The organism is Nocardioides sp. Root190 (assembly GCF_001428565.1).
In the GTDB taxonomy this organism is placed as follows: Bacteria; Actinomycetota; Actinomycetes; order Propionibacteriales; family Nocardioidaceae; genus Nocardioides.
This window is the reverse complement of record NZ_LMIA01000009.1, coordinates 611,592-633,642: the sequence shown is the minus strand read 5'-3', so window position 1 is coordinate 633,642 and position 22,051 is coordinate 611,592. Positions and strand designations below refer to the sequence as shown.

General features: G+C 70.5%; 20 protein-coding genes and 1 tRNA gene. 7 read left to right on the top strand and 14 right to left on the bottom strand.

The window, feature by feature from the left end; genetic code table 11:
* Window positions 1–131: 131 nt before the first annotated feature.
* The 8 genes from ASE01_RS12835 to dnaG all read right to left on the bottom strand — a co-directional run bounded on the left by ASE01_RS12835 (window position 132) and on the right by dnaG (window position 9,790).
* On the bottom strand, window positions 132–2,063 hold the full coding sequence (locus tag ASE01_RS12835) for a hypothetical protein (RefSeq protein WP_056752035.1): 1,932 nt from the start codon (window positions 2,061–2,063) through the stop codon (window positions 132–134).
* A gap of 163 nt (window positions 2,064–2,226) precedes the next feature.
* Window positions 2,227–3,669, bottom strand: coding sequence for a sensor histidine kinase (locus ASE01_RS12830; protein ID WP_056752031.1), 1,443 nt, complete (start codon window positions 3,667–3,669; stop codon window positions 2,227–2,229).
* A complete protein-coding gene (locus ASE01_RS12825; RefSeq protein WP_056752028.1) occupies window positions 3,669–4,385 on the bottom strand; it encodes a response regulator transcription factor in 717 nt (238 codons plus the stop codon). Before ASE01_RS12825 ends, ASE01_RS12830 begins: the two co-directional genes overlap by 1 nt.
* A gap of 58 nt (window positions 4,386–4,443) precedes the next feature.
* A complete protein-coding gene (locus ASE01_RS12820; protein ID WP_056752023.1) occupies window positions 4,444–6,183 on the bottom strand; it encodes a sulfatase in 1,740 nt (579 codons plus the stop codon).
* 111 nt (window positions 6,184–6,294) lie between these two features.
* Window positions 6,295–7,158: a hypothetical protein gene (locus tag ASE01_RS12815; protein WP_056752021.1), complete on the bottom strand. Its 864-nt coding sequence runs from the start codon at window positions 7,156–7,158 to the stop codon at window positions 6,295–6,297.
* A gap of 103 nt (window positions 7,159–7,261) precedes the next feature.
* Window positions 7,262–7,334: transfer RNA gene (locus ASE01_RS12810), tRNA-Asn, on the bottom strand.
* An 81-nt stretch (window positions 7,335–7,415) separates the two neighbouring features.
* Window positions 7,416–7,895, bottom strand: coding sequence for a hypothetical protein (locus tag ASE01_RS12805; RefSeq protein WP_056752017.1), 480 nt, complete (start codon window positions 7,893–7,895; stop codon window positions 7,416–7,418).
* On the bottom strand, window positions 7,892–9,790 hold the full coding sequence (gene dnaG, locus ASE01_RS12800) for a DNA primase (RefSeq protein WP_056752014.1): 1,899 nt from the start codon (window positions 9,788–9,790) through the stop codon (window positions 7,892–7,894). The genes ASE01_RS12805 and dnaG overlap by 4 nt, the downstream gene beginning before the upstream one ends.
* Window positions 9,791–9,981: 191 nt before the next feature.
* On the opposite strand from dnaG, the gene ASE01_RS12795 reads away from it, so the two are divergent.
* Window positions 9,982–10,797 (top strand): L,D-transpeptidase, encoded by an 816-nt coding sequence (locus tag ASE01_RS12795; protein WP_056752008.1) that lies wholly within the window; start codon window positions 9,982–9,984, stop codon window positions 10,795–10,797.
* A gap of 56 nt (window positions 10,798–10,853) precedes the next feature.
* Window positions 10,854–11,777, top strand: coding sequence for a hypothetical protein (locus tag ASE01_RS12790; protein WP_056752005.1), 924 nt, complete (start codon window positions 10,854–10,856; stop codon window positions 11,775–11,777).
* Window positions 11,778–11,851: 74 nt separating this feature from the next.
* Here the strand turns inward: ASE01_RS12790 and ASE01_RS12785 are convergent, their stop codons facing one another.
* Window positions 11,852–13,093 (bottom strand): deoxyguanosinetriphosphate triphosphohydrolase, encoded by a 1,242-nt coding sequence (locus ASE01_RS12785; RefSeq protein ID WP_056752001.1) that lies wholly within the window; start codon window positions 13,091–13,093, stop codon window positions 11,852–11,854.
* 129 nt (window positions 13,094–13,222) lie between these two features.
* Between ASE01_RS12785 and ASE01_RS12780 the strand changes: the two genes are divergently transcribed.
* Window positions 13,223–13,576 (top strand): DUF5994 family protein, encoded by a 354-nt coding sequence (locus ASE01_RS12780; RefSeq protein ID WP_056751996.1) that lies wholly within the window; start codon window positions 13,223–13,225, stop codon window positions 13,574–13,576.
* A 24-nt stretch (window positions 13,577–13,600) separates the two neighbouring features.
* Here ASE01_RS12780 and ASE01_RS12775 read toward each other — a convergent pair whose 3' ends face one another.
* The 5 genes from ASE01_RS12775 to ASE01_RS12755 form a co-directional block, all read right to left on the bottom strand.
* Window positions 13,601–14,350 carry a hypothetical protein gene (locus tag ASE01_RS12775; RefSeq protein WP_056751993.1) on the bottom strand — a complete coding sequence of 250 codons (750 nt, stop codon included), beginning with the start codon at window positions 14,348–14,350 and terminating at the stop codon, window positions 13,601–13,603.
* A 239-nt stretch (window positions 14,351–14,589) separates the two neighbouring features.
* On the bottom strand, window positions 14,590–15,732 hold the full coding sequence (dusB, locus tag ASE01_RS12770) for a tRNA dihydrouridine synthase DusB (protein WP_056751989.1): 1,143 nt from the start codon (window positions 15,730–15,732) through the stop codon (window positions 14,590–14,592).
* Window positions 15,729–16,496: a hypothetical protein gene (locus ASE01_RS12765; RefSeq protein ID WP_056751986.1), complete on the bottom strand. Its 768-nt coding sequence runs from the start codon at window positions 16,494–16,496 to the stop codon at window positions 15,729–15,731. The genes dusB and ASE01_RS12765 overlap by 4 nt, the downstream gene beginning before the upstream one ends.
* Window positions 16,490–17,887, bottom strand: a complete 1,398-nt coding sequence (locus tag ASE01_RS12760) for a glycine--tRNA ligase (protein WP_082606016.1) — start codon at window positions 17,885–17,887, stop codon at window positions 16,490–16,492. The genes ASE01_RS12765 and ASE01_RS12760 overlap by 7 nt, the downstream gene beginning before the upstream one ends.
* 71 nt (window positions 17,888–17,958) lie before the next feature.
* Window positions 17,959–18,264, bottom strand: a complete 306-nt coding sequence (locus tag ASE01_RS12755; protein ID WP_235535981.1) for an antibiotic biosynthesis monooxygenase — start codon at window positions 18,262–18,264, stop codon at window positions 17,959–17,961.
* A 52-nt stretch (window positions 18,265–18,316) separates the two neighbouring features.
* Between ASE01_RS12755 and ASE01_RS12750 the strand changes: the two genes are divergently transcribed.
* From ASE01_RS12750 to ASE01_RS12735, 4 genes are read left to right on the top strand one after another with little or no spacing between them, the layout of a single operon-like run.
* Window positions 18,317–19,207, top strand: coding sequence for a DUF3592 domain-containing protein (locus ASE01_RS12750; protein WP_056751983.1), 891 nt, complete (start codon window positions 18,317–18,319; stop codon window positions 19,205–19,207).
* Window positions 19,208–19,262: 55 nt separating this feature from the next.
* Window positions 19,263–20,225 (top strand): metal ABC transporter substrate-binding protein, encoded by a 963-nt coding sequence (locus tag ASE01_RS12745; RefSeq protein ID WP_056751980.1) that lies wholly within the window; start codon window positions 19,263–19,265, stop codon window positions 20,223–20,225.
* On the top strand, window positions 20,222–21,049 hold the full coding sequence (locus ASE01_RS12740; protein ID WP_056752246.1) for a metal ABC transporter ATP-binding protein: 828 nt from the start codon (window positions 20,222–20,224) through the stop codon (window positions 21,047–21,049). The genes ASE01_RS12745 and ASE01_RS12740 overlap by 4 nt, the downstream gene beginning before the upstream one ends.
* A complete protein-coding gene (locus tag ASE01_RS12735) occupies window positions 21,046–22,050 on the top strand; it encodes a metal ABC transporter permease (protein ID WP_056751977.1) in 1,005 nt (334 codons plus the stop codon). The genes ASE01_RS12740 and ASE01_RS12735 overlap by 4 nt, the downstream gene beginning before the upstream one ends.
* Window position 22,051: the final 1 nt, after the last annotated feature.

Sequence of the window (22,051 nt, the reverse complement as noted above, 5' to 3'; positions counted from 1 at the left end):
TCAGGCTGTCGATCCGCCCTGTGCTGGGGGTCGGGGACGACTGTGCAGACCCTGTGAGCGGTGGACGGGCACGGCTCCGGGGCCGGGCGAGGTCTCCCCCGCCCGGCCCCGGGCTCCTTGCTGGGTACTGCTCAGGACAGCGGCAACAGCGCCGTCACCTGCGACAGCAACGAGCTCACCTGCGGGTCTGCGGTGACCTGGCCGATGACGTCGTCGACGGCGTCGTTGAGTGCGTCGGTCAGCCGCTCCGCCGCGGGGGTCGGCGTGGCGAGCGGGTCGAAGACGGTGCCGAGCCCGACCGGGAGCGGGTTGTTGTGGACCGCGACACCGGTGCCGAGGAGGAAGTCGACCACCAGGCAGCCGCTGAGGACCGGCGACTCGCTGGCCGACCAGGTGCCGGTGCCGAGGAAGTCCATCGTCCGCGGCGCAGCGGTGTTCACGCCGCTGAGGAACGGCGAGATCCACACCGGGTAGCCGTTGGGCTCACCGGCCGCCGTGTCCAGACCGATGACAGCCGTCGCGGTGTTGACGAGTGCATCGGACTTGAACTTGCCGGAGATGTGGTAGAGCGGTCCGCCCACGATCGCCGCCAGCGGGCCCACGCCGGGCACCTCGGGCAGGAGGTCGGACTTCTTCACCGTGTAGCCGTTGTCCTCCTTCGGCGTGAACCGCTCGGGTTCGGTCGACGAGCTCGCGCTGTTCGCGACACAGGCGCCACCGGTGAGCCGGAGCGAGCTGTAGATGTCGAGCACGATGCCCGCCTGGACGGTGGCGTCCGAGGAGATCTGCACACCGCCCGGTGCGGTGCTCGGGTCGATCTGCAGGCCGTTCAGCAGGCTCAGCGAGATCCTCTTGCTGCCCGTCCCCACGTTGACCTGGGTCGCCAGGATCGAGGTGAGGTCGATGCCCTGGGTGGCCGCGCCAGCAGCCAGCTTGGTGAGCAGGTCGCGGTAGTGGGCGTCGTTCGCCGTGCCGAGCGACATCAGCGTGCGGGTCGTGCCGTTGATCGTCGCGTAGGCCACGAATGCCTTGGTGTCGAGGTCGAAGACACCGACCAGGCCGTTCGGGTCCGAGGCGCGGACCGGACGGTCGATGAACATGATCCGCGGCGTGCAGCCGGAGGACGGGACGCACCTGGTGGCGTTCGAGGGCAGGCAGCTCGACGGGTCGGCCATGCAGGCGGCCGGATCGCTCGGCAGCGGGAAGCCACCTGACAGACCGTAGAACTGCTGGTTGCGACCGGTGCCGGCAAGGACCGGGTCACCGGCGAAGATCGCCGAGTTCTGAGCGTCCACCGAGTACTCGTACTCGGCCGGCTCGATGTTGGCGCGCACGCCGCCCTTGCCGAACACGTCGACGAACTGGGTGGCCCACGGGCGGTACTCGAAGGTCGTCTCGACGACGTCCGGTCCGGGCGTGGAGGTGGTGCCGAAGCCGGAGCCGACGGCGACCGGGGTCGCGAAGGAGCACGCTCCGAAGCCGGTCTTGACCGTGTTGCTGTTCGTCGTCGTCACCGTGTAGACACCGGCGGGCTTGCCGGCGAGATCCAGGGTGGCCTGGAAGCCGTGATGGGTGCTGCCCGGGAAGTCACCGCGGTAGTTGGCGTTGCCCGGAGCCGGCTGGGGGCTCAGTGGCTGGTTGGTCGGCGTCGTCAGGAATCCGCCCAGCCCGATGTTGCGGGCCGGGGAGGTCGAGGTCAGGATTGTCGCCCCGGTCGGGTCCTTGACGGTGACCACCGTGCGCGGCGACGCGTTGGTGCCGGCGGGGTTGTCCCCCTTGCACCCGGTGAGCGCGACGGCGGAGGCGGATGCCTGGGCGTAGTTCGCCGAGACCGAACTGCGCGAGTAGTGCATGGCCGCGCGGTCGACGTTGACCGTCACCGAGCTGCCGCGTACGACGGGAGTCGGGCCCGGCTCGGACGGGGTGACGGTGGTCTGGGCCTGGGCCGGCAGGAGCACCGCCGAGAGGCCGGCGAGCAGGGCCGTGGACAGGCCGACGGCGCCGAGGCGTCGGGAGTGGGCGGGTGTGGGCGCGAGACGACGGTGCCGGCGATGTGTGGGCATGCACTTCTCCTGGGGAGCAGGCGGCCCCGAGGCCTTCGAGAATGTTGCTGGCCGCGCCAGCGTGGCGCACGTCACAGCGCCTTGAGAAGACCTCCCAAGGCAAAATCATTCCCACCCGCCACAGCCGTGACATGGTTGGATCCTGGTCGTTGGAGATGCTCGATCAGGCGGGCTCGGCAGCGCCCCAGCGCACCGAGATCCGGGTGTCGCCGGGCTCGCTCGCCAGCGTCACTGCACCTCCGTGCGCAGCCACGATCGCCTGCACCAGCGCGAGTCCCAGCCCGATGCCGTCGGAGCGGTGTCGCGACGCGTCGCCACGGGTGAACCGCTCGAACGCGGTGCTGGCCAGGTCCGGCGCGAAGCCCGGACCGTCGTCGTGGACGTCGAACCCGTCGGGGCGCACCGTGACGGTGACGGTGGTGCCGCCGGGGGTGTACTTGCGTGCATTGGTCAACAGGTTGGTGATGACCTGGTGGAGGCGGTTCCCGTCCCCCGCGACCTCGATCGGCTCACCGTCCTCGGGGAGCACGATCTGCCACCGGTGTTCGGGGGACACGACCCGGGCGTCGTCGACCGCCTCCAGCAGGAGCCGGGTCAGGTCGACGGTCTCCACGGCCAGGGGGCGGCCGGAGTCCAGGCGGGCCAGCAGCAGCAGGTCCTCGACGAGCGCGGTCATCCGTGCCGCCTCCTCCTCCACCTTCGCCAGTGCCACGGCCGAGGTCTCCGCGTCACCACGCCGACGGGCGAGCTCGGTGTAGCCGGCGATCGTGGTCAGCGGCGTGCGCAGCTCGTGCGAGGCGTCGGCGACGAACTGGCGCACCTGCTGCTCGCTGCGATGACGGGCCGACAGTGACGACTCGACGTGAGCCAGCAGCTGGTTGAGCGCGGCCCCCACCTGCCCGGCCTCGGTGCGGGGATCGGTCAGGTGCTCCGGGACGCGCTCGGTGATCCCGATCTCGCCGGAGTCCAGCGGCAACGCGGCGACGGCGTGGGCAGTGGCGGCCACCTCGGTCAGTGGGCGCAGCTGGCGGCGTACGACGGCCGTGCCGCCGAGCGCCGCCGCGACGATCCCGGCCAGCGCGAGCACCAGCTCGATGCGAACCAGCGAGGCCGTGGCCTCGTCGACGTCCTCGGTCGGCAGCGCCACCACGGCGGTGGCTCCTCCACGAGTCTGGCCGGTCACCACGCGGTAGCTGCCCAGCCCGGGCAGGTCGATCGTGCGCGCCTGACGGCTGGGGTCCTCACGCAGCGCATCGACGACGTCGTCCTCGAGGGGCGTCTGCACCGGTCCGGCCGAGGAGTCCTCCATCACCCAGCCCACGGACTCGTCGTCGTCGTGGAGCAGTGTCACCGCGCCGATCTCGCCGAAGACAGGGCCCCGGCCGTTGCCGTTTCCGTTGCCGGGGATCGTCGGCGGAACACCCACGTCGCGCATGACATCGACCCGGCGGAGGGTGTCGGAGAGGTCGTCGTCGAGGCGGTCCATCAACCAGGCCCGCATGCCGAGGGTCGTGACCGACCCGATCAGCAACGACACGATCGCGACCAGTGCCACCGAGGTGACGACCAGCCGCGAGGTGAGCGAGTGCGGCACGAGGTGCCGCATCAGGCCGCAGGCTTCAGGACGTAGCCCGCGCCCCGCATGGTGTGGATCATCGGCTCGCGGCCCGCGTCGATCTTCTTGCGCAGGTAGGAGATGTAGAGCTCGACGACGTTGGCCTGGCCCCCGAAGTCGTAGTTCCACACCCGGTCGAGGATCTGTGCCTTGCTCAGCACCCGCCGCGGGTTGCGCATGAGGTAGCGCAGCAGCTCGAACTCGGTCGCCGTCAGCGAGACCTGCTCACCGGCACGGGTGACCTCGTGGCTGTCCTCGTCGAGGAGGAGGTCGCCTACGACCAGGGTGGACCGGCTCTGCTCCACGGCCGTGCCCGCCCGCCGGACGAGCGCCCGCAGGCGGGCCACGAGCTCCTCGAGGGAGAAGGGCTTGGTCACGTAGTCGTCACCGCCGGCCGTCAGTCCGGCGACGCGGTCCTCGACGGCATCCCTGGCGGTGAGGAAGAGGACCGGCACCGTCGGGTCGTCGGCGCGGATCCGGCGCAGCACCTCCATGCCGTCGAAGTCCGGCAGCATCATGTCCAGGACGACCACGTCCGGTCCCTGGCCACGGACCGCGGCCACCGCCTCGCTGCCGGTGTGGGCCGTCTCGACGGCCCAGCCCTCGTAACGCAGGGCCATGGCGACCAGCTCGGCGATGTTCACCTCGTCGTCGACGACCAGTGCGCGCAGCGGGGTGCCGTCAGGGCGGGTGGCTGTCTCGGTCATGACACCAGACTCTGCCACCAACCTGTGGGCTTCCTGTGAAGGAGTTGTGCGGCGCCGATCAGTCCCAGCCGTAGGCCGCGGTGATCGCCGTCCAGTAGGCGACGGTGTTGTCGCGATTCGTCGCCGGCGTCGCGGTCAGCTCCTTCGGGAGCTCCACCGAGCACTCGGTGCCCGCGCAGTCCTTGATCCGGGGCCACAGCGCGTCGAGTGCGGCCCGCACCTCGGCGTACGCCGGGTCGTCGGCGACGTTCGTGTCCTCGCGCGAGTCCTCGACCAGGTCGTAGAGCTCGGTCTCGCCGGACTTGTAGCGCGTGTAGGAGTAGCGACTCGTCCTGATGCCGATCGTCCCGCGGAGGTCGGTGAACGCGGGGTCCTTGCCGCGCGAGGTGAACACGGCCTCCGTCACGACCGGTGTCGACCAGCCCTGGTCGCCCTCCAGCAAGGAGGTCACCCGGCTCTGGCCGTCCGGGGTGTGGGAGGCAGCAGCGTCGGCGAGGTCCAGGATCGTGGCAGTGAGGTCGACCGTCGAGATGGGGTCGTAGCGCTTCTGCTCCTTGGCCCGCAGGCCCGGGCCGGTCACCAGCAGCGGCACCCGCAAGGACGGCTCCTGGGCGCGGACCTTCGTCATGCCGAGGCCGTGCTCGCCGATGATCATCCCGTTGTCCGAGGTGAAGGCGAACACGGTGTCCTCCCAGGCGCCCGAGCGCTGGAGCTCGGCGACCAGCCGGGCGATGTTGCGGTCCATGACGTAGACCGCCTCGGCCCGACGGCGGGTGGCGAAGCGCAGCGCGTCCTTGGCCTCCTCGCCGAGCGGCTGGATCCGCTTCTGCAGCTCGCGCGGCTTGTCGCTGACGTCGAGCTCGATCTCCTCGCCGGTGCGGGCCACGCCCGAGGCGCGCTCGATCCGGTCGTCGAAGCGTCCGCGCACCCAGTCGGGCACCGCAGGCGTCACGACGTGGACCTCGTGGCCGTCCTCGTCCTCGACATAGGTGGGCTCGTCGGGCGGGTTGGGCTGCCCGTGGTGCGGGGCGATGTAGTTGACGTACATGAAGAACGGCTTCTTGCCGCGGGCGAAGCGTCGGGACATGTCGACGGACATGTCGCCGATGACGTCGGTCTGGTAGACGCCGCGGTAGTTGTTGTCGATGGTGCCGTTCACGTTGAACGGCGTGTCCATGTAGTCGTAGGTGTTGCCGTGGATCTCCGACTCCCCCGGCGGTTCGACGGCAGCACGCCAGTCGTCCCAGCCGTTGGGGACGTAGCGTGCCGACGGCTCGCCGGTGACCTTCGACCGGGCGAGGCCGTAGCGGTTGAGGTACTTGCCGATGAAGCCCGTGCGGTAGCCGGCGTCCTTCAGCGAGGTCGCGATCGTGCGGGAGTCGTCGAACGCGCCATAGCCGTACGGCGGGTCGTGCCACCACACCTTGTGGTTGTGGGCGTACTGCCCGGTGAGGAACGAGGCGCGGCTCGGGCAGCACAGCGGGAACGGCGCGAAGGAGTTCTCGAAGCTCACCCCGTGCTCCGCGATCAGCTTGCGCAGGTTGGGGGCGAAGGCGAGGTCGTCGACCCGCATGTCGTCGGCCATCACCAGGACGACGTTGGGCTGCTTCGGCATCGCGGACGCCCCGGTGGGTCCCCCGGCGGCTGCCACGGTCGCGGTCGGGCCCTTGATGGGCGGCTCGACCGGAGCCTGCCCGCGGGTGTCGCCCTCACCGCGCGCGAGCAGCGCGATGAGCAGGCTCACCACCAGTCCGACGCCGATGACGACGTACCAGACCCTTGCCGCGGACGCGCGCATGTCACTTCCCTCCCCGTGGACAGTTCCGTCACCCTACGGTTGAGAGGACGCTTCAACGGCACCATCGGTTGCTTCCTCGTGTCGTTGGAGGCAAACCCTTGCGCCGTCGGCTCAGCTCCAGTGCCAGCGGATCCCGAGTGTTCCGGGTCCGAAACCGTTGACGGTCCGGCTGACGCTCGAGCCGAAGGTCTCCAGCTCCTCGACCTGCTCCTCGCCGTCGAGGATCGTGTAGTGCTCGCAACGCGCAGGGACCAGCTCGGGGTGGAACCGGATCCACAGGCTGACCGAGGTCATCCGGCGCACCGCCCAGTAGAAGTAGCAGTTGTCGTCCGGATCGGGGGTCGTGTACTCGACCTCCTGCTCCAGCAGGGCGGTCTCCCCCACCACGAGCGGGCGGTCCAGGAGCATCTCGCCGACCACGATGCCGCGCTCGCGGTCGTGGAGGACCTCGCCGAGGTGGTACCCGCCGAGTGGCGTGATCCGGGGCGGCTCGGCCCCGGGACGGATCCGCAGCACGCTCGCCCGCCGGTCGGCCTGCGGCTGGATCGACTCGACCACCACGACGTAGGTGCTGCGCAGCGGCGCGCCATCGGCGCCGATCTCGTACTTCAGCGTGACCTCGCGGTCGACCAGGCGGTCCGAGGGCGAGCGGAAGTCGAGCTGGGCCAGCATCGACCGGATCGCCTCGTGGTCCTCGCTCAGGTCGGCGAGCACGTCGTCGCCCACCCGACGCCGCCGACGCTCGATGAGGCTCTCGAGCGCACCCGGGTCGAGGAGCAGGATCTGTTCGATCTCGGCGAGCGCGCGAAGTGACCCGGCCTGCTCGGGCTCACGCTGTCCGGAGCGCCAGTAGCTGAGGGTCGCCAGGCTGACCCGCACGCCCCTGGCCTCCAGCGACCGGTGCAGTGCCCCGAGGCTCATCGACCTGGCAGTCAGCGCCTCCGAGAAGGCGCTCCCGAAGCGACCGTGGTCCATGTCGGAGGACTGTAGCGGCCACCCAGCGGGCCGAAGCGCCCCATCCCACCGGCGACCGGGGAACGAGAAGACCCCGCCGGTGGTGACCGACGGGGCTCATCTGCTCCCCCGATTGGACTCGAACCAATAACCCTGCGATTAACAGTCGCATGCTCTGCCAGTTGAGCTACGGGGGATTGAACTGCGCACAACCTGTGAGGGCTGTGCAGCGGGGAAACCCTAGCAAGACAGGGGCCCCGCAGAAAATCGAGGGGCGGTCAGACGCCGAGATCGGTGCGCGCCTGCGCCAGTGCCGCCTGCACCGCCGCGTCGACCTGCGGATCGGCGGGGTCCAGGCCGTCGTCGTACTCGACGAACCAGGACACCTCACCGCGCAGCGCCGGGGCCTGGCGGGCCAGAATCCGGACCGAGCGGCGCTCCCGGACAGCGACGTGCCGCTGCAACGCGATGCTCGCCGTCACCCGCTCACGGACGAGCTGCAGCAGGCGACCGGCCTCCTCCAGCTGCACGACGTGGACCGGCTGCGGCTGGCCGAAGGGCGCGACCTCGACGACGGTCAGGGTCCGCTCCTCCTGGTCCCAGTCGGCGCTGGCGACCTGCTCCCAGAGAACGCGCTGCGGGAGGTAGAGCGCGTCGCGGGTGCCACCCACCTCGCCGGCGTGCGCGAGCACCCGCTCCCCCGCGGCGACCTCGATCGCGGGGCGCCCGCCGGGACGTGCACCGAAGGGCCAGCTCACGAGCCCGCGCCGATGATCTTCTCGCGCAAGGTCCGGCGGTGCTGCTCGAGCGCGGCGAGCTCACCGAACATGCGGTTGAACTCGGTCTCGTGCTCGACCGGGTTGGTCCGCTGCAACCGCGACTTGACCTCGTCGATGCGACGCAGCGCCGTGAGCTCCTGCAGCCGGAAGAGATGGTGGGCGACGTACGACGCGTCGACCTCCTTGGTCGCAGGGATCGGCTCGACCGCGAGGGCACTGATGATCGAGGACACTGCCGGATCGGTCGCGCCGTCGCGCACCTTCGAGACCCACGCGGGATCGCTCTGACCGGCGGCCGCACCACCGGCGGTCTCGATCCGCTCCCAGACACCGCGGTAGGTCGGGTGGGTGAAGTCGTTGGCGCCGATGTCGGCGGACGTGCGCCCGATCACGATCGGGTGCTGGAGGACGAGCTTCAGCGTCTCGCGCTCGATCCCGAACCGTGGCTCCCGCAGGTCGGGGACGTTCGAGCGTCGCGGCGCCGCGTCGGGCGCCGGGGCGGGGCCGCGGTCGTGCGGGGCCCGGGAGTCCTGGGCACCACCCCGGGCAGAGGCCCGGCGCACGGCGGCCAGGACCTGGTTGGTGTCGATGTCGGATCCGACCATGCGCGAGATCTCCTGCGCGAACGCGGTGACCTTCGACTGGTCGCGGACCGATGCGACGAGCCGGGCCGCCTCGCGGACCGCGTCGATCCGGCCGTCGGCGCGGTCGAGGTCGTACTTGCGCACGACGTTCTCGAGCACGAAGCGGTACAGCGGCCGGCGGGTGGCGACGAGCTCGCGGACGGCCGCGTCACCCTCCTTGATCCGGAGCTCGCAGGGATCCATCCCCTCGGGAGCCACCGCGACATAGGTCTGGGCGACGAAGCGCTGGTCACCCTGGAAGGTCTTGAGGGCAGCCTTCTGCCCGGCCTCGTCACCGTCGAAGGTGAACACGACCTCGCTGCGCAGCTCCGCGTGGTCGTCGAGGAAGCGGCGCAGCACTCGCGCGTGGTCGTCGCCGAACGCCGTGCCGCACGTCGCCACCGCGGTGCGGATGCCGGCGAGGTGGCAGGCCATCACGTCGGTGTACCCCTCGACCACCACGGCCTGCGAGGTCATCGCGACCTCACGGCGGGCGAGGTCGATGCCGTAGAGCACCTGGCTCTTCTTGTAGATCGGCGTCTCGGGTGTGTTGAGGTACTTCGCCTCGATCCGGTCGTCGTCGAAGATCCGTCGGGCACCGAAGCCGATCGTGTCGCCCGTCGCCTCGCGGATCGGCCAGACCAGACGGCCGCGGAAGCGGTCGTACATCGAGCGACCCATCGCCACGAGGCCCGCGGCGATGACCTCCTCCGAGGTGAACTTGCGAGCACTGAGGTGCCGGTAGAGGGACTCACCGTCCCGCGGCGAGAAGCCCACGCCGAAGTGGAGTGCCGCGTCCTGGTCGAAACCGCGCTGGTCGAGGAACTGGCGGGCGGCGACGGCGGCGGGCGTGCCGAGCTGCTCGGCGTAGTACTCCTGGGCGACCGCGTGGGCCTCGATGAGGCGTCGGCGCTGGGGCCCCTTGGGACGGTCGTCCTGGCCCGTCTCGTCGCGGCGCAGCTGGACGCCGTACTTGTCGGCCATGCGCTCGACCGCCTCGCCGAAGCTGAGCCCGTCGATCTTCATCAGGAAGGTGAAGACGTCGCCACCCTCCTGACAGCCGAAGCAGTGGAAGAAACCGCGGCTCGGGGTCACGTGGAAGGACGGTGACTTCTCGTCGTGGAACGGGCAGAGCCCCTTCATCGATCCGCCACCGGCGTTGCGCAGGGTGACGTAGCTCGACACCACCTCATCGATCCGGACCTTCTCCCGGACCGCGGCGATGTCCTCGTCACGAATCCGACCGGCCATGAGCCGAATCCTACTGACGGGGTCGCAGGAACGTTCACGTCCATCAACAGAGACCCGCAGGCAAGATTGGCGAACCCTCGTATATCGTCCTGAGCGTGACCTGAGTCCCGTCACGTCGTTGGACTCCCGGGAGCAGTGCGTCACCGACATGGCGGGAGCCATTGGGATGGACATTCGGGGAGGGACCGAAGATGGAGCAGTCCTCTGCGCGCTCGCGCGCAGCATGGCCGGTGCCGCTGATCCTTGCGCTCCTCGTGATCTCCGCGATCTTCCTCGTCTTCCGCGAGGGCGAGAGCCCCTCGCCGGCCTCCGAGCCGGAGAAGAAGGCGCCCGTCGCCGAGAAGGTGGACCTGACCTCGCTGCCGGCCAGCTCGACCAAGACCACGATCAAGGCGGCGCCCCGGGACCCGCGACCGAACAAGGTGCCGAAGGGCACCGTCGTGCACCCGAAGCGCACCGTCGCCCTGTACGACGCCCCGGACGGCACGCCGTTCGCGAAGATCGCCGCGAAGCAGTTCGGGGACACCTGGCTGCCCGTCATCACGCGCAACCGCGACTGGGTGCAGGTGCTGCTGCCCTCCAAGCCCAACGGCTCGACGGGCTGGATCCGCTCGAAGGAGCTCGAGGAGGCGCACAGCCGCTTCCTGGTGAAGGTGCACCTCGGTGCGCGCACCCTGCAGCTCTTCGAGGACAACCGCGAGGTGGGCACCTGGACCGTCGCCATCGGCGCGCCGGACACGCCCACGCCGACCGGTCGGACCTTCGTCCTGGGCCACATCACCGACGACAAGCAACCTTTCTCGCCGGTGATCCTGCCGCTGGGCAACCACAGCGACACCCTCGACTCCTACGGCGGCGGGCCCGGAACGGTGGCCCTGCACGGCTGGACCGATCCCGCTGTCTTCGGCAAGGCCGTGAGCCACGGCTGCGTCCGGGTGCCCGACGACGCCCTCGAACTCCTCCGAACCATTCCGACCGGAACACCCGTTCTGGTCGACAAAGCCTGATCTGACCCGCCAGACTCGCTCTGCCGACAAGTGAAGAAGATGAAGGGAAACCCCACATGAAGAAGACAAGGACCCTGGCCTCCGCGGCCGGCGCCCTCGTACTGGTGACCGGCGCGAGCTCGCTCGCGCTGCTCGGCGGAGGCGCGGCCAGTGCCGCCGGCAACCCGTCGTCGGCCTTCGGGTTGGAGCTCGTGATCGCCGGTAGCCCGGTCATCGACGCCCTCCCGTCCGTCGAGTCCACCGACGGCAAGGTCGTCACCGACTCACTGATCGGCCTCCCGGACAACCCCGTCGCCAGCGGTGGCGTGGTCAACGTCAGCGCGGAGAACGGCAAGGCCAGCTCCAGCGTCACCGACCTCGGCGTCGGCGACGGCCTCCTCGCGGCGCTGCCGTCGGAGATCACCGACCAGCTCGGCACCGTGTGCACCACGCTCACCGACGCCCTCGACCCGCTCACCGGCGCGATCGACGACACCCTGCTCGGCACCCTCCTGCCGACCATCGGTGGCCTACTCGACCAGATCAGCGACGCCACCGAGGGCACCCCCCTCGACCTGGGTCTGCTCGGTGCGCTCGACCTGTCCGAGCTGACCAGCCTCGAGCTGGGCGGTCTGTGCGACGTCCTCTCCGGCGACGACCAGCTCGTCGGCGCCGACGCCGTCGTCGCCGAGTGCAACGGTGACACCGGTACCACCGTCATCACGGACCTCAGCGCCCTCGGCCTGCCGGTCGACATCGACGTGAGCGAGCCCAACGCGACCCTGGACGTCGCGGGCATCGTGACGGTCACGGCCAACCGCCACACGGCCAACGCCGACGGCACCTTCACCGTCGACGCGCTGCACGTCAGCCTGCTGGGCCAGATCGAGCTCACCGTGGCCTCGGCCACCTGCGGCGAGGTCACCAGCGACACCGAGACCGACCCGTCGGACGCCCCCACGCCGACCCCGACCGAGACGCACGTCCCGGTCACCGGCTGATCTTCGGCTGATTGCTTGTCGGCACCGGCCGGCCACTCCCTCGGGGGTGGCCGGCCGGGCTCGTTTTCAGCGGGTCAGGGGAGCAGGCGCCGGTGCCAGGCAAGTGCGCTGGCGTCGGTGAGGGTGGCGACCTGGTCGATGACGACCCGGGTGCGGGCTGCGTCGTTGGCGGCACCGGCCCAGTCCACGGCGAAGGACTCGTCGAGGTCGTCACCGTCGCGCTCGAGGAGGACACCGACGAGCTCGGTGAGCAGCTCGCGCTGACGCACCTGGAGCGCGACCCTCGTCGCGTCCTCCATGACGTAGTGGGCAGCGATCCCCTTCAGCACGGTGATCTCGGCCCAGGTCTCGGCCGGGACCACGAGATCGGTGCCGTAGCGGACGAACGGGCCGTCGGCGGCAGCGAAGGTCGCCTGCTGCACCGATCCGCAGAAGCGGCCGATCAGGTCGCTCGTCAGGTTCTTCAGGGAGGCGAGGCCGCCCCGGGTGCCGTCGTAGGACGACCTGGGCCAGCTGCCGACGGCGCGCAGCCGGGACAGCACGTCGTCCAGACCGCTGTCGGTGGCCTCGGGGAGGTACCAGGAACGGACCGTCTCCCAGACCGCTGCGGTGTCGAGCGCCGTCAGGTCGACCTTGCCGGCGACGGTGCCGTCCTCGACGTCGTGCACCGAGTAGGCGACGTCGTCGGCGAGGTCCATCACCTGCGCCTCGACGCAGCGCCGTCCGGCCGAGGCTCCGTCACGGAGCCAGTCGAAGGCGGGCCGGTCGTCGTCGTACACACCGAACTTGCCGGCGGCCGCGGAGGGAGCCTCACCCCTCGACCACGGGTACTTCGTGCAGGCGTCGAGCGTGGCCCGGGTGAGGTTGAGTCCCACGGACTCCCCTGCCGCGTCGACCGACTTGGCCTCGAGCCGGGTGAGCAGCCTCAGCGTCTGGGCGTTGCCCTCGAAGCCGCCACACTCCGTGGCCAGCGCGGCCAGCGCCCGCTCGCCGTTGTGCCCGAACGGCGGATGGCCCAGGTCGTGCGCGAGTGCAGCGGTCTCGGTGATGTCGGGATGGGTGCCCAGCGCCCGGGACAGGTCCCGCGCGATCTGGGCCACCTCGAGGCTGTGGGTGAGCCGGTTGCGGACGAAGTCGTCGCTCTGCGGGCCGACGACCTGGGTCTTGGCTGCCAGTCGCCGGAACGAGGCCGCGTGCACCACCCGGGCCCGGTCGCGCTCGAAGGGCAACCGCTCCGGCGCCTCGACCCGCTTCGGGGGCTCGGGAACGATGCGCTCGCGCGCGTGCTCGTCGTACAGCCCCTCGACCCGGTCCACGCCGCGACCCTATCGGCGTCCTCCTCGATCCGTGGGTTCGGTGGTGGACGGCGACGTAGGATCACCTCAGGTCGAACGGACGCCGGTGCACTCGCGCCGGGGCCGTCGACTGCCAGGAGAGGCGGCGCCATGGGTGCCCCCGATTTTCCCTACCCGCACCGGGTGGCCCAGCCGCTCGGCGTGCTCCGCCTCCAGCTGACGCCGGCGTCCACCGGCGCCCCGCCGAGCGGATTGTGGTGTCCCTACAGTCGGGACCTCACGCGGGAGATCCCGCACCTGGTCGACCACTTCCCACGAGGCCGGATCGACCGCGTCGTCTACGCACCGCGCGACTGGGAGGTGGTGGCGACCGAGGTCTTCACCCGCCACGGCCGGATCAAGGTCGGCTTCCTGCCCGAGGACCGCGCGGGCGGTCTGGTGCTGCTGCGCCAGATCGGCGGCGACATCGTGCGACTGCAGGTCGCCTGGCGCGACGGGCACTGAGCACGACCCCGACGCCGGGACCGCTCAGCGGTAGGTCGTGACGTGCACGTGGTCGTAGTGGTTGGCCGTGGCCGACCCTCGGTTCGACATCCCGCGCCACCCCTCGCCCGACCGGTCGACCGACCAGATCTTCTGCGAGTAGATGACGTAGTTGACGCCGAGCGCCTGGTAGTTGGCGCGGACGAACTCCGCGATCTCCCAGCCTCGTGCACCGGAGACCATGATGTCGACCGCGAGACCCTGCGAGTGCTCGCCGTCGCTGCGGAAGGTGCCGTAGGCACTGATCTCTGGGAAGTTCGCACAGACGGCCGCGTGGACCTTCTTGATGTTGCCGCTGACGCCACCCGGCACGGTGGTGCCGTTGGTGCACGCGCCACCGAGGGTCGGAGGCTTCTCGGCACTGAGATGACCGGCGGTCACCCAGCGCGCCTTGCCCGCCACGACGATCTCGACCCGGTCGGCGTACTTGCGCCCGGTCACGAGGACCTTCTCACCGGACTCGATCTCGCCGACCTGCTTGGCCCGCTTGTCGGGGCGCGTCCAGAGGTTGAGCCCGGCCGTGGTCCAGCGCCGGGTGTCGGCTCCGGCAACGGCCGTGGCCGTGGCCTTCACGTCGATGATCCGGTCCAGCCGGGTCGTGACCGCGTCGGCGGAGCGGTCGCTGCTGCGGGAGATGACCGGCAGGTCGCGCGTGGCGTCCTGGACCGATCCGGCCGCAGCCGAGCCGTCGACCGCGAGCAGGTCGGAGTCGGAGTCGGGGGCAGAGGAGCTCATCACTCCTGCAGAGACGACCGCGCCGGTCGCCAAGGCGGCCAGGGAGCCGGCCAGAAGGGCGGCTCGCGGTGTACGTCGCGCGGTTTCCCGCTTGTGGCTGGTGGCCACGCGCTGATTCCTTTGCTGTTGCTGACAGAGACAGTCCCGAGGACCCTAGCCGGAGCCAGGGCATCGTGTGAGTGAAGCACACCGATTCAGGCTTCAATCAATTGGTGAAGGCGCTCAGGGGGTGAGCCCGATCACCCCCCGGTGGTCTCGTTCACGTCCTCCAGCGGCCCTGCCGAACCCTCGCAGAGGCCGTCGGTGTCGTCGAGCCAGCCCTCGGGGAGCACGACCTTGTGGCGGGGCGCACCCTGCCGTCCCCGGGGTGCCCCGAGCGCGGAGACCGGGAACGGCTCACTCGGGTCGAGGTCCGCGAGCATCCGGTCGAGCGCGGCCAGGGAGTCGACCAGGCCGAGGGAACGGCGCAGCTCGCCACCCGCACGGAAGCCCTTGAGGTACCACGAGACGTGCTTGCGGAACTCCTTGCAGCCGCGCTCCTCCCCCATGTGCTCGCACAGCAGCTCGGCGTGACGCCTCATCATCGCCGTGACCTCACCGAGCGTGGGCAGCACGACGGAGCCGACGCCCTCGGGACCGAAGGCCACGGCGAGGTCGCGGAACAGCCACGGCCGACCCAGGCAGCCACGGCCGACGACGACACCGGCGGCGCCGGTCTGCTCGACCATGCGGATCGCGTCCGCGGCCTCCCAGATGTCGCCGTTGCCCAGGACCGGGATGTCGACGTGCGCGACGAGCTCGGCGATGGCGTTCCAGTCCGCGTCACCGGAGTAGGCCTGCGCGACGGTCCGGCCGTGCAGCGCGATGGCGGCGCACCCGGCGTCCTGCGCGATCCGGCCGGCATCGAGGTAGGTGAGATGGTCCTCGTCCAGGCCCTTGCGGGTCTTCATGGTCACCGGGACGCCGTAGGGCGCCGCAGCGGACACCGCCTGCTCGAGGATCGCGCCGAGCAGGTTGCGCTTCCAGGGCAGCGCGCCGCCGCCACCCTTGCGGGTGACCTTGGGCACCGGGCACCCGAAGTTGAGGTCGACGTGGGCGACGCCGTACTCCTCGCAGAGGATCTTTGTCGCCTTGCCGACGTACGTCGGGTCGGTGCCGTAGAGCTGCACGGACCGGACCTGCTCGGCGTCGTCGAACACGAGCATCCGCTTGGTCGTCTCGTCGCCCTCGACCAGTCCGCGGCTGGTGATCATCTCGCAGACGTAGAGGCCGGCTCCGTGCTCGGCACACAGCCGGCGGTAGGCGGCATTGGTGATGCCGGCCATGGGCGCCAGCACCACCGGGGTGGGGACCTCGAGACTCCCCAGACGCAGACCGGTCACGACGCCGAGGCACTCGAGGTCGCGCTGGGCGTGCCGCCCGGCGTGCCGGACGGGGTGCCGGAGGGCGTCTCGATCGACTTGTCGCCCTTCTTGCCACCCTTCTTGCCGGGCTTCACCGGCTCGGTCACCGGGCTCAGCTCACCGCTCCAGGTGATCGCGTCGAGTCCACCGAAGGGTTGGAAGGACACGCCCTGGAGGGTGTGGGCCGGCGCGATGAAGTAGGTCAGGCAGATCTCGGCGGTGGCGTCCTTCACGAAGGGCGTCGGCAGCGGGTCCGCGTGACAGACCGGCAGCAACGTCGAGGCGTACGCCGTGGGCGCTTCGAGGTTCTCGCCGTCCTCGGCCCACAGCACGCTGTCGACGACATAGCCGCCGAGGTCGAGGTCGCCGAGGTTGGTGACGGTCGCGCGAACGAAGTACGGAGTGCGCGCCGCGGTGACGTCGTTGACGTTCCAGCCGTCGAAGGACTCCGTGAAGGACGTGCGCTCGATCCGGTCCACCGACACCGAGAGCACGCCGATCTCCTCCTGGCGCTTCTGGAAGGCGACCACGCCGGACTCCCCGAGCTCTAGCACCGCGCCGGGCTCGGTCAGCGAGACTCCAGCAGGCACCTCGAGATAGGGCTCCGCCGTGGTGGGCGTCGCGGACGGGCTCGTGGCCTTGTCCCCGTCGTCCGCCTCGTCGTCGCCCTGGTTGGAACCGCACCCGGCCAGCGCTGCGAGCGCGAGGCCCGCAGCGACCACCAGCCGGGTGCGCCTCAGCATCCGACGAGCCGCTCGGCGAAGTAGGAGGTGAGCTTGTCCAGGGACACCCGCTGCTGCGCCATCGAGTCGCGGTCGCGGACCGTGACGGCCTGGTCGTCGAGCGTCTCGAAGTCGACCGTGACACAGAACGGCGTGCCGATCTCGTCCTGACGGCGGTAGCGCTTGCCGATCGCACCGGCGTCGTCGAACTCGATGTTCCACAGGGCGCGGAGCTCGGTCGCGACGGCGCGGGCCTTCGGGGTGAGGTCCTCGTTGCGGCTGAGCGGGAGGACGGCGACCTTGACCGGCGCCAGGCGCGGGTCCAGACGCAGCACCGTGCGCTTGTCGACGCCGCCCTTGGTGTTGGGCGCCTCGTCCTCGGCGTAGGCGTCGACGAGGAAGGTCATCAGGCTGCGCGAGAGACCGGCCGCCGGCTCGATGACGTAGGGCACGTAGCGGGTGTTGTTGGCCTGGTCGAAGTACGACAGGTCCTTGCCGGAGTGCTCGGCGTGCGTCGAGAGGTCGAAGTCGGTGCGGTTGGCGATGCCCTCGAGCTCACCCCACTCGGAGCCGGCGAAGTTGAAGCGGTACTCGATGTCGGTCGTGCCCTTCGAGTAGTGCGACAGCTTCTCCTTCGCGTGCTCGTAGTGGCGGAGGTTGTCGGGGTTGATGCCGAGGTCGACGTACCAGGCCGTGCGGGCCTGGATCCAGTACTGGTGCCACTCCTCGTCCTCGCCCGGCTTGACGAAGAACTCCATCTCCATCTGCTCGAACTCGCGGGTGCGGAAGATGAAATTGCCGGGCGTGATCTCGTTGCGGAAGCTCTTGCCGATCTGCGCGATGCCGAACGGGGGCTTCATCCGCTGCGAGGTGACGACGTTGGCGAAGTTGAGGAAGATGCCCTGCGCGGTCTCGGGGCGCAGGTAGTGCATCCCGGACTCGTCCTCGGTGACACCGAGGTGCGTCTTGAGCATGCCGGAGAACTCGCGCGGCTCGGTCCACGCACCGCGGGTGCCGCAGTTGGCGCAGGCGACGTCCTTGAGGTCGACGGCGTCCGGGTCGTCGAGACCCTTCTTCTCGGCGTACTGCTCCTGGAGGTGGTCGAAGCGGTAGCGCTTGTGGCACGAGAGGCACTCGGTCAGGGGGTCGTTGAAGGTCGCGACGTGACCCGACGCCTCCCAGGTCTGGCGCGGCAGGATCACACTGGAGTCGAGGCCGACGACGTCGTCACGACTCTGCACCATCGAGCGCCACCACTGGCGCTTGATGTTCTCCTTGAGCTCCACGCCGAGGGGGCCGTAGTCCCAGGCCGAGCGGGTGCCGCCGTAGATCTCCCCGCAGGGGTAGACGAAGCCTCGGCGCTTCGCGAGGGAGACGACGTGGTCGACGGTGGACGGGGGCGGCTTGGCCACTGGAATTCCTCTGGTGGGACGTGCCCGACTGGCGGCCGGGCGTGACGTGTTCTGACTCGCGGAGCAAATGCCTAGGTTACGCGAGACTCCGCGACGTTCAGCACCGCATTGGGCTCGACGACCTCGTAGGCGCCGGGCTCGTCGATCGCACGGCTGAGCACGGGCACCCCGTGGAGCTTCAGGTCGTACGACGACAGGGCCCGCCGGTACGCGCCGACGTTGGCCCAGCGCGTGGTCAGCACCCACAGGTCCGGCTCGTCGAGGTTGCGCCCGATCGAGCCGTCGACGTACCCCGCCTTGTCGGCGAGCAGCTGGTGGACGTGCTCGAGGTCGGCGCGCAGCTCCTCAGGTCGCTCTCCGGCACGGAAGCGGTTCATCACCAACACCCGAGCAGCCTATCGTTGCGGGCGAGGCGAGGAGGCGGTTCGAATGCGGGTGTGGACCGGTCGTCAGCGGTCGCGGTGGTGGCGCGGCAGCGCAGCCCTCGGCGGCGTCCTGCTCCTCGGCGCCGTGACACTGGGCGCCTTCGTGCCCCAGGCGGTCCGGGCCGACGACACCTTCCGAGAGCAGGCGGTGCGCGTCGAGGCGCAGGTCGTGGACACCTCCTGCTCGTCGCGGTGCAACCGGGTCCGCTACACCGTCGACGGCACGACGTACACGGTGGAGCGCGGCGGTTGGGACCGACCACTCGGTGACCTGTTCACCGTCCATGTCGACCCTGCTGATCCCGAGCACTTCGAGATCGGGTCGTCCACGGGACGCGCACTCTGGCTCGCCACGGGCTCGATGCTCCTGCTCGTCCTGGGCGCCGGCTGCCTCAGCATGGCGATCGGCAACCGGCCACTGGTCCGGCAGGACGGACTCATCCGGCTGCCGGCGGCCCTCACCGGGCGCGCCGCCGATCTGATGCTGGCCGCGATCGCGGGACAGGTCGTGGGGCTGGGCTCGGCCGCGCTCCTCGCAGGATCCGGATGGAGCAGCGTGCTGATCGCCACCGGGTCCACATTGCTGTGCGGCGCCCTCGCCCTCCTGGTCCTCTCGACCCGGCCCTCCGCTGTCGAGCTCCGCGAGGACCGGATCGTGAGCACCGGACGTCGCCGATCTCCCGCCGTCGACCTCGGGCCCACGACGACCTGGCGCGAGCTGCGTCGCCGAGGCGGACAGGCGTCGGGCCACTGGCCCCTGCGGGTCGACGACGGGCAACGGGTCCTCCGGATCACCCCTCACCGCTGGGGCGCGGACCCGTCGCTGACCCGCCGTGTCGTCATCGACCACCTCCGGGGCCACGGGAGCCGGGAGCAGGCGGCGCGGGTCCCGTGAGCCGGGCGAGCACACCGATTTGACCGAGCGACGAGCACATATGAGAATGATTCTCATGCGCTTGTCCTCCCGCTTCGTCTCCCTGTCCGCCCTCGCCCTGCTCGCACCGGCGTTCGCAGCGTGCTCCGCGTTCAGCGAGGGCGGCGGCGACACGACCAGCGGCAACGGCGTGAGCGTCGCCGCTGCCTTCTACCCGCTGGCGTGGGTCGTGGAGGAGGTGGCTGAGGGCACCGGCACCGAGGTCGAGCTGCTCACCAGCCCCGGCGCAGAGCCGCACGACCTCGAGCTCACCGTGAAGCAGACAGCGGTCGTGGTGGATGCCGACCTCGTGCTCTACGAGTCCGGCTTCCAGCCCGCCGTGGACGACACGGTCGCCCAGAACGCCGAGGGCGCGACCCTCGACGCCGCCGGGATCGTCGACCTCATCCCGGTCGAGGAGTCCGCTGAGGAGCACGAGGAGCACGCCGACGAGGAGGGACATGACCACGATCACGACCACGGCGGCCTGGACCCCCACTTCTGGCAGGACCCGCTGCGCATGGCGGCCCTCGCCGACGCCGTCGCCGGTGAGCTCGGCGCGCTCGACGAGGAGAACGCCGACACCTACGACGAGAACGCCGCCGCACTGCGCACCGACCTGGAGGCGCTCGATGCCGAGTACGCCGCTGGCCTGACCGACTGCGAGCGTGACACCATCGTGGTGTCGCACGACGCGTTCGGCTACCTCGAGAAGTACGGGGTGCACCTCGCGTCGATCGTGGGCCTCTCCCCCGACGCCGAGCCGACCGGCGCCGTCCTGGGCGAGCTGCAGGAACTGATCGGGGAGGAGGGCATCACCACGGTGTTCAGCGAACCCCTCGAGCCCGCCCTGGGCGAGGGCCTGGCCACGGACCTGGGCCTCACCAACGGCACCCTCGACCCGATCGAGGGACTCTCGGACGCCACCTCCGGCGAGGACTACCTCTCCCTCATGACCTCCAACCTCGCCGCCATCCAGACCGCCAACGGGTGCCGATGACCGAGAACCCACCTGAGCCCGGCGTCCCGGCGGTCTCGATCAGCAACGGCAGTGTCGCCCTCGGCGGTCGCCCGGTGCTGCGCGGGATCGACCTGGAGGTCGGGAGCGGCGATTTCGTGGCGCTGATGGGCGCCAACGGATCGGGCAAGTCCACCCTGGTCCGCAGCCTGGTCGGGCTGCGGCCCCTCGTCGCCGGCGAGGTCCGCCTGTTCGGCACCCCGCTCGACGAGTACGACGAGTGGTGCCGGATCGGGTTCGTCCCCCAGCGGGCAACGGCCGCTGCCGGCGTACCCGCCTCCGTGTGGGAGGTCGTCGCCGCCGGCCGCCTCACCCGCCGCCGACTCCTCCGGCCGCTCTCGCGCGCCGACCGGGCCGCGATCACCGACGCCCTCGAGGTCGTCGGGCTGGAGCACCGTCGCCGCGACGCCGTCAGCAACCTGTCCGGCGGCCAGCAGCAGCGGGTGCTCATCGCCCGCGCCCTGGCCGGCGAGCCCGAGCTCTTCTTCCTCGACGAGCCCACCGCCGGCGTCGACCTCCCGAACCAGCAGGTCCTCGCCGACACCCTGCGCAAGCTCAAGGACCGCGGCGCCACCATCGTCCTGGTCGCCCACGAGCTCGGCCCGCTCGCCGGACTGGTCGACCGGGCGGTCGTGATGCGCGACGGGCGCATCGTCTACGACGGCGCCCCGCTCCAGGACCACGAGGTCCACCAGCCGTGGCTCGGCGAACCGCACTCGCACCATCACCACCACCCCGACCGCCCCGGGCGGGGCGACCACGTCCCCGTCGTCGCGTCACCGATCGACCGACCGGAGCGCCGATGAGTCCCGTCGAGCTGTTCTCGCTGCCGTTCATGCAGCGCGCGCTGATCGCCGCGCTGCTCACCGGATTGGCCGCGCCCGCCATCGGGACCTTCCTCGTCCAGCGGCGCCTCGCCCTGATGGGCGACGGGATCGGACACGTCGCCGTCACCGGCGTCGCGCTCGGCCTGCTCACCAACACCTCGCCGGTCTGGACCGCGGTCGTGGTCGCCGTGCTCGGTGCCGTCCTGATCGAGATCATCCGCGAACGCGGACAGACCAACGGCGACGTGGCCCTCGCGCTGCTCTTCTACGGCGGCCTCGCCGGCGGCATCTTCCTCAGCGGAGTCGACGGACAGAGCGCCGCGTCCCTGAACCGCTACCTGTTCGGCTCGCTGACCACCATCTCCGCCGACGACGTCATCGTCACCATGGTGCTGGCCATCGCGGTCGTCGGACTGTGCGTCGGGCTGGCGCCCCAGCTGTTCGCCGTCGCCCAGGACCAGGAGTTCGCCCGCGTCGCCGGTCTGCAGGTCCGGTTCTACAACGTGCTCGTCGCGGTCCTCGCCGCCGTCAGCGTCACCGTCGCGATGCGCACCGTCGGGCTCCTGCTGGTCTCCGCCCTGATGGTGGTGCCCGTGGCGACCGCCCAGCAGCTGACCCGCTCGTTCCGGGCCACCATCGTCGCCGCCATGGCACTCGGCACCGTCGCGTCGGTCGGCGGGCTCGTCGTGGCCACCTTCGCGTCGTACGAGGTCGACGTCGCGCCGGGACCGACGATCGTCCTGCTCGCCCTGGCCTGCTACGTCATCGCCTGGCCGATCGGCATCTGGTCCCGTCACCGGGCGCGGCTGCGCGAACCGTTCGCCGAGGGCCAGCTCCCCGGCCACGACGCGTGCGACGAGCACCCGCACACCCACGGACCGACCTGCGGCCACCTCGCGGTCCCCCACGACGACCACGTCGACTACGTGCACGACGGGCACCGCCACGCCGTGCACGAGGGGCACTACGACGAGCACTGAG